The organism is Kitasatospora sp. NPDC048662 (assembly GCF_055587065.1).
On record NZ_JBVJHA010000009.1, the window covers coordinates 54,719 to 61,799 of the forward strand.

The 7,081-nt window shown below is 69.0% G+C and carries 5 protein-coding genes, 1 pseudogene and 1 CRISPR repeat array; all 6 genes and pseudogenes read left to right on the forward strand.

The window, feature by feature from the left end; translation table 11 throughout:
* The first annotated feature begins 556 nt into the window (after nt 1–556).
* The 6 genes and pseudogenes from cas5c to cas2 all read left to right on the forward strand — a co-directional run bounded on the left by cas5c (nt 557) and on the right by cas2 (nt 5,970).
* Complete coding sequence (gene cas5c, locus ACZ6R9_RS23590) at nt 557–1,240, forward strand: type I-C CRISPR-associated protein Cas5c (RefSeq protein WP_380478871.1); 684 nt, start codon at nt 557–559, stop codon at nt 1,238–1,240.
* Nucleotides 1,241–1,244: 4 nt separating this feature from the next.
* A complete protein-coding gene (gene cas8c, locus ACZ6R9_RS23595; protein ID WP_380478869.1) occupies nt 1,245–3,038 on the forward strand; it encodes a type I-C CRISPR-associated protein Cas8c/Csd1 in 1,794 nt (597 codons plus the stop codon).
* A 20-nt stretch (nt 3,039–3,058) separates the two neighbouring features.
* Nucleotides 3,059–3,982, forward strand: a complete 924-nt coding sequence (cas7c, locus tag ACZ6R9_RS23600) for a type I-C CRISPR-associated protein Cas7/Csd2 (RefSeq protein ID WP_465540137.1) — start codon at nt 3,059–3,061, stop codon at nt 3,980–3,982.
* A 239-nt stretch (nt 3,983–4,221) separates the two neighbouring features.
* Nucleotides 4,222–4,551: pseudogene (locus ACZ6R9_RS23605) on the forward strand (CRISPR-associated protein Cas4); the annotation flags it as partial.
* A gap of 94 nt (nt 4,552–4,645) precedes the next feature.
* A complete protein-coding gene (cas1c, locus tag ACZ6R9_RS23610; protein WP_465540139.1) occupies nt 4,646–5,680 on the forward strand; it encodes a type I-C CRISPR-associated endonuclease Cas1c in 1,035 nt (344 codons plus the stop codon).
* Complete coding sequence (cas2, locus tag ACZ6R9_RS23615) at nt 5,680–5,970, forward strand: CRISPR-associated endonuclease Cas2 (protein WP_380478863.1); 291 nt, start codon at nt 5,680–5,682, stop codon at nt 5,968–5,970. The genes cas1c and cas2 overlap by 1 nt, the downstream gene beginning before the upstream one ends.
* A 139-nt stretch (nt 5,971–6,109) precedes the next feature.
* Nucleotides 6,110–7,024: a CRISPR direct-repeat array (repeat unit 37 nt; unit sequence GTGGCGGTCGTCCTTCGGGACGGCCGAGGATCGCAAC).
* Nucleotides 7,025–7,081 lie beyond the last annotated feature (57 nt).

The following is a 7,081-nucleotide window of genomic DNA, read 5'->3' on the forward strand; positions in this document are numbered from 1 at the left end:
ATCCTCGCCAACTGACCGGGGTCAGCCGCGCAACCGGACTCCCGTCGTGAGGCCGTGGTTGAAGCATAGTCGGGTACTTCGATCGATGAAACAGGGTGCTGGTGGCTTGCGAAGTGATGCTCACCCACCTGATCGGATTGTTGAGAGGCCTGCGCCGCGAGGTTGCACCCGGGACGGTCAAGAAGTTCGACCTTCAATTCGGAGTCTGTGGCTCGCGTGATCGCCAGATGCGGCGGCAAAAAAATTTTCGATCATTTTCGCATCTCCTTCGATCAAAGGTGAACACTATTTTGATACCCGGCGAGGGGGAGAGTAGTTGCGGGTCACTTGTTTGACGTTCCCTGATCGAGTCTGCGTAATTCTGCTCGCCGTGGCGGGTGTTGGAAGCGTTGGCTGCCTGAACCGCATGTCAGTCACATGGTCTACGGTCGCCTCGGCGCAGCAGAGAACTGATTTTGCGTCAGCTCCAGTGTGCAGAAGGGCGGTTGTGGTGGCCGGAAGGGTTGTAGTGGCGGAGCGGGACGCTCTCGCTCGTCGGCGGGGGAATGCGGGGTGGGTGTTCCCGGATCTGGTGGTGGAGGTGTGGGGGCCTCTTGCGTGTTTCACCAGGCCGGAGTTGAAGTCGGAGCGGGTGAGCTATCCGGTGATGACTCCGTCGGCCGCGACGGGGGTGTTGGAGGCGATCTACTGGAAGCCCGAGTTCCGGTATGTGGTGCGGGCGATCGAGGTGCTGCGGCCGGTGCAGTGGATGCAGGTGCGTCGCAACGAGGTGAAGTCGGTCGTCACGGCGAAGAAGGTGCAGGAGCTCCAGACCGTCCCGGGCGCCCGGTACGACGTGGAGGAGGATCGGGACCAGCGGAACACGATGGCGCTGGCGGACGTCGCGTACCGGATCCGGGCGCAGATCGTGGTGGCGCGGCACGCGAACGCGCCGGAGGAGAAGTTCCGGGAGCAGCTGCGCCGGCGGGTGGATCGGGGTGCGTGTTTCTCGCAGCCGTTCCTGGGGTGCCGGGAGTTCAGCGCCTCGTTCGGGCCGGCGAGCGAGGCGCCCGCGCCGGCGGGGCGGATCGAGGAGCTGGGGGTGATGCTGCACTCGATCGTCTACACGCCGAAGGGCGAGCGCTACCGGTGGTTCCGTGCGCGGCTGGTGGACGGGGTGATGGAGGTGCCCGAGGAGCCGCTGTCCGCGGACGCGGTGGCGATGCCGTCGGCACCGTGGCGTGTCGACGGCGAGGGGTGAGCCGGTGCTGCTGCAGCGGTTGGCCGAGCAGGCCGGGCGGTTGGAGGGCCTGCCGCCGGAGTTCTATCGGTACCGGCAGGTCGACTGGGCGCTGGTGATCACGACCGGTGGCGCGGCCCCGTCTTTGGCCGATCGTCGGCCGCCGCCGAAGTCACGGGGCGAGGCGACCGTCGAGGCGGTGCCGTACGTGCAGCGGTCGGGAACGCGCGTACCGCCGTTCCTGCTGGTGGACACCGCCGAGTTCGTCCTCGGCCGAGCCCGCGGCGAAGGCGACGAACACGGGCCGAGCGAGAAGGACGTGGCCGAGGCCGCCCGCCGAAGAGGGGAGTACCTCGCCCTGCTGCGCCGCTGGGCGGACGAGGTGCCTGACGATCCGTCGGCCGGCCTGGCTCTGGAGGTGCTCACCCGCGGCCTCGCCAAGGACAGGATTCCTCCGGAGGTGGACGCCCGGCACACGGTCGGCGTACTGGTGGACGGCCGCTGGCTGCACGAGCGTGCATCGGTGCGGGAGTTGTGGGCGCGCGTCGTGCGCGAGCGCAAGGGTGCTGGCGGTGCGCAGCAGGAGCTGTGCCTGGTGTGCGGCGAGCCGGGCGACCTGCTGTCGACGATCCCCGAGCCGATCAGGAAGGGCACGATCCCGTCGACCGGGGGCAGTAACGAGGCGCAGCTGGTGAGCGTCAACTCGCCCGCGCAGGGTAGGGGCGGAGCTGTCAAGCTGGTCAACACCCCGGTGTGCGACCGCTGCGGAAGCCGCTCCATGGCCGCGCTCAACACCATGCTCGCCTCCGCCCGGCACCGCCGTTCCCTGTCCGACGGCGTGCTGCTGTGGTGGACGCGCGAGCCCGTCGACGAGCCGCTCATCGAGCTCATCGACGACAACGACCCGGATCCGGACGCCGTCGCCCACCTCATCGACACCCTCCACCACACCCCCGACCCGGCCGCCGCCGGCCGCGTCGACCCCAACGACTTCTACGCCCTCACCCTGGGCCTGAACAACGCCCGCACCGTGGTGCGGGAATGGCTCGACGTCCCCCTGCACACCGTCAAGGCCAACCTCGGCGCCTGGTTCGAGGACCACGGCGTCCACGACGGTTGGCGCGGCACCACCCGCTACCTGGCCCTGTGGCACCTCACCCTCGCCGCCGGCCGCCACAACGGCACCCAGTACGTCAAGGGCACCGCACCCCACGGCATCGAACGCGAACTCCTGCACAGCGCCCTGCGCCGCACCCCGCCACCGGCGCGCCTGCTCCCGCTCCTGCTCCAGCGCATCCGCGCCGACCACCGCATCGACGCCCCGCGCACCGCGCTGCTGCGCCTCGCCCTCAACCGCTCCCACGACCGAACGGACCGCCCGATGCCCAGGCTCGACTCCGACAGCACCGACCCCGCCTACCTGTGCGGGCGGGCGTTCGCCGTCCTGGAGGCGATCCAGGCGGCGGCCCTGCCCGACGTGAAGGCCACCATCGGCGACAAGTACTTCGGCACCGCGATGACCGCCCCGGCCGCGGTCCTGGCCAACCTCCGCCACGGCGCCAACGCCCACCTCAAGCGCCTGCGCCGTGACAAGCCGGGTGCTCACGCCGCCCTGAGCGAGCGGCTGGCGCAGGTGCTCAGCGCGCTCACCGACGACCCGCCCACGCACCTGTCGCCCCGCGAGCAGGCCCGCTTCGTCATCGGCTACGAACAGCAGCGTGCCGCCGACTTCGCCGCCCGCGCCGTGGCAGCAGCTGCCAAAGCCGCCGCGAAGGCAGCCAAGGCCGCCGCGAACACCCCCGACGAACAGCCCTCCTGACCAAACGCCAATCCCCGTCCGTGTACCACTTCTTGGAGAACGAGACCGCCATGACCGACGCCCACCTCGACCCCGCCCGCAAGCACGACTTCGTCTTCCTCGTCGAGGCCGTCGACAGCAACCCCAACGGCGACCCCGACGCCGGCGGAAGCCCCCGCACCGACCCCGTCTCCGGACAGGGCCTCATCACCGACGTCGCCATCAAGCGCAAGATCCGCAACACCGTCGCCATGCTCAACCAGCACCAGCCCAAGCCCGGCTACGACATCTACGTCGAAGCCGGCGTCGCCCTCAACAGCCAGCACGAACGCGCCTACACCGCCCTCGGCCCCAAGACCCAGCAGGCCGACGCCCGCACCTGGATGTGCCAGACCTTCTACGACATCCGCATGTTCGGCGCCGTCATGAGCACCGGCAAGAAGCCCGCCGGCCGCGTCCAGGGCCCCATGCAACTCACCTTCTCCCGCTCCATCGACCCGATCACCCCCCTGGAGATCGGCATCACCCGCGTCACCCCCACCAAGCAGGAAGACGTCGACGCGTTCAACAACCCCACCGAGGACAAGAAGGGCAAGGAGACCGAGATGGGCACCAAGCACATCGTCCCCTACGCCCTGTACCGCGGGGCCGGCCACTTCAGCGCCCCGCTCGCCAAGCGCACCGGCGTCACCAGCGACGACCTCGCCATGTTCTGGCGCGCCTTCGAGATCATGTTCGAACACGACCGCGCCGCCACCCGCGGCAGCCTCGCCCTGCGCGGCCTCTACGTCTTCACCCACGACGACGCCTTCGGCCGCCTGCCCTCCCACACCCTCTTCGACCGCATCCGCATCAAGCAACTCCACGACGCCACCGCCCGCAGCATCACCGACTACGGCCCCATCGACATCGACGAAACCGGCCTCGCCGACAAGGGCGTCACCCTCACCCGCATCGTCGGATGACCCACCCCAACCCCCGCCCGGGAGACGGCGACCAACCCCAAGTCGCCCTCTCCTGGCCGGAGCACTACACCTGTTTGCCCTCTTAATGGCGGTCGTCCTTCGGGACGGCCGAGAATCGCAACACCGAGGACGCCGCCACCACCCGCGGAACCCTCCTCCACCAACGCGTCGACACCCCCGGCAACCGCGGACGCGGCACCATCCGCACCCTGTACGCCCTCCGCGTCTGGCACGACGACCTGGGACTCACCGGAGCGTGCGACACCGTCGAACTCCACGACAACGGCACCATCCCGCCCGTCGAACACGAATCAGGCCGCTACCACCCGGGCGGACCCGCCGACGTCCAAGCAGCAGCCCAAGCCATCTGCCTGCAACACATGTTCCAACAACCCGTACCCCACGCCGCGATCTACTCCGCAGCCGACCGACGACGCCACACCATCACCATCACCCCCGAACTGCACCAACGCGTCGCCACCACCACTCAGGCCGTCCGCCAGCTCCTCACCACCCGCCAACTACCGCCACCCGCAAACGACAACCGCTGCCGCCGCTGCTCCATGGCCGCCACCTGCATCCCCATCATCCTCACCCGAACCCGCCACTACCACCACGCCCTCACCGACCTCTCACCCTCCCCGACGAAGATTCCACACACCCATGACCCTCGAACTCCTCAACACCCTCTACGTCCAAACCCAAGGCACCGACCTCCGCCTCGACCAGGACGCCCTCCGCATCCACCTCCCCGACACCCCCGGCCGCAAGACCCTCCCCCTGCGACGCCTCGACGCCATCGTCCTCTACGGCCACATCAACCTCTCCACCGAACTCCTCACCCGCTGCGCCCAGGACGGACGCCCCATCACCTGGATGACCCGCGGCGGACGCTTCCAAGCACGCCTCGAAGGCCCCGTCCGCGGCAACGTCCTCCTGCGCCACGAACAACACCGCGCCCACACCGACCCCCACCAACGACTCGCCATCGCCCGTAACACCGTCGCCGGAAAAATCCGCAACAGCCGCTGGATCCTGCTCCGCGCCGCCCGCGACACCAACCCGACCGCACAGACCCGCATCCGCGAAGCCGCCGCCAAACTCGCCGAAGCACTCACCGATACCCAGTACACGGACTCGCTCGACATCCTCATGGGCATCGAAGGCAACGCCGCCCGCAACTACTTCGCCGCCCTCCGCGACATACACCGCCCCACCGACGACATCCCCGCCTTCACCCACCGCAACCGCCGCCCACCGACCGACCCCGTCAACGCCACCCTCTCCTTCACCTACGGACTGCTGCGCAACCTCGTCCACGGCGCCATCGAACAGATCGGCCTCGACCCCTACATCGGCTTCCTCCACGGCCTGCGCCCCGCGAAACCGGCACTCGCCCTCGACCTGATGGAAGAATTCCGGCCCGTCCTCGCCGACCGATTCGCCCTCACCCTCCTCAACCGCCGAGAACTGAGGGCCCACCACTTCGACACCCTCGCAGGCGGAGCCGTCAACCTCACCGAAGACGGCCGCAAAACGGTCCTCGCCGCCTGGCAGGAATGGAAGACCCAACCCTGGGAACACCCGGCAGCCGGCCGGACAGTCCCCGCCGCACTCCTCCCGGTCCTGCAGTGCCGCATCCTCGCCCGCCACATCCGAGGCGACCTCCCCGGATACCTACCCTGGACGGCCGGCTGATGGACCTGCTGCTCACCTACGGCGTCGACACCACCACACCCGAAGGCCGCCGCCGACTCCGGAAAGTCGCGAAGCTGTGCGAAGGCCACGGCCTGAGGGTCCAGAAGTCCGTCTTCGAGATCGCCGCGACCGACGTCGACCTCCTGCACCTCCTCAACGACATCGGCAACACCATCGACGAGAACACCGACAGCATCCGGATCTACCGCCTCCCGCACAACGGCTTCAACGACGTACGGACACTCGGCATCGCCCAAGTGCAAAGCCACCGTGAGGACCTCATCCTGTGACAGAGCAAGCTTCGGAACCCCAAGTGCACACACGCCACGCGGATCGCACCGAAGCGCGATGTCCGAGTTGAGCGGAATCAGCCGGTGAACAGCCTCCGCATCGCAGTCACTCGGGACGTGTTCACCCTGGTTATATGCCGTGGCGGTCGTCCTTCGGGACGGCCGAGGATCGCAACGCGCCCGATACCCCCGGGTACCGCCCTGATGCCCCGGTGGCGGTCGTCCTTCGGGACGGCCGAGGATCGCAACTCCCAGGCTCCGGAGTCGAGCAGGCCGAGGCCGTGGGTGGCGGTCGTCCTTCGGGACGGCCGAGGATCGCAACTTCCTGCGGCCGGCCTACCGGCTGTGACCCCGCGCCGGTGGCGGTCGTCCTTCGGGACGGCCGAGGATCGCAACCGGAGCGCTGCGTCGTCACGGCCGATCATCAGCTGGGTGGCGGTCGTCCTTCGGGACGGCCGAGGATCGCAACATCGGCGGCAGCAGCAGTGCCGGGTGCGGCGCCGGGTGGCGGTCGTCCTTCGGGACGGCCGAGGATCGCAACATCTCGTCTGCCCAGACTCACGCGGAGGTGCGCCGGGGTGGCGGTCGTCCTTCGGGACGGCCGAGGATCGCAACCTTCCGGGGGTGTCGTGACGGCTGCGGGGGGCGGGCCGTGGCGGTCGTCCTTCGGGACGGCCGAGGATCGCAACCTGGCACCCGTCTTGTCCTCGGCACGGAACGTCGACGTGGCGGTCGTCCTTCGGGACGGCCGAGGATCGCAACTGCACCGGGATCATCGTCTCGCCCCGCTGCTGCCACAGTGGCGGTCGTCCTTCGGGACGGCCGAGGATCGCAACCGGTGAACAGTGCCTCCACCACGGCCGTCGCACTGGTGGCGGTCGTCCTTCGGGACGGCCGAGGATCGCAACGACGCAATCTACGCCCGCCGGGCGGAGCTCGGCCCGGTGGCGGTCGTCCTTCGGGACGGCCGAGGATCGCAACGGCGAGGGCACGCCCATCGCGCTCGACCGGGTCAAGGTGGCGGTCGTCCTTCGGGACGGCCGAGGATCGCAACCGTTCGACGTACCGCACCTCGGGTGCCGGGCCGGGGTGGCGGTCGTCCTTCGGGACG

What these genes read in the sequence shown, in the direction of transcription:
- cas2 (WP_380478863.1), top strand. Translation starts at nt 5,680, where the DNA reads ATGGACCTGCTGCTCACCTACGGCGTCGACACCACCACACCCGAAGGC.
- cas1c (WP_465540139.1), top strand. Translation starts at nt 4,646, where the DNA reads ATGACCCTCGAACTCCTCAACACCCTCTACGTCCAAACCCAAGGCACC.